Below are 268 nucleotides of genomic sequence, written 5' to 3'. Positions count from 1 at the left end.
GCTTGTCCAATAAGCGCTAAAAGCTATTCATTTCAGAGCACCCACCATGACCACCTCCCCAGAACTCCTCAGCAGCCACGCCTGCTTCGGCGGCGAGCAGCGCTTCTACCAGCACGCCTCCACCGCGATCGGGCTGCCGATGAAGTTCTCGGTGTTCCTGCCCCCGCAGGCGCAGCAAGGGCCGGTGCCCGCCCTGCTCTACCTGGCGGGCCTGACCTGTACCGATGAGACCTTCATGGCCAAGGCCGGTGCCCAGCGCCTGGCGGCC

The 268-nt window shown here is 65.3% G+C and carries 1 protein-coding gene; it reads left to right on the top strand.

Annotated features, from left to right (window positions below; translation table 11 throughout):
* Positions 1-46 precede the first annotated feature (46 nt).
* A partial coding sequence (locus DBV10_RS22650; protein ID WP_255424872.1) for an alpha/beta hydrolase-fold protein occupies positions 47-268 on the top strand: 222 nt, incomplete at its 3' end.

The organism is Acidovorax sp. FJL06 (genome assembly GCF_003852545.1).
In the GTDB taxonomy this organism is placed as follows: domain Bacteria; phylum Pseudomonadota; class Gammaproteobacteria; order Burkholderiales; family Burkholderiaceae_C; genus Acidovorax.
This window is presented reverse-complemented; position numbering and strand designations above follow the sequence as displayed.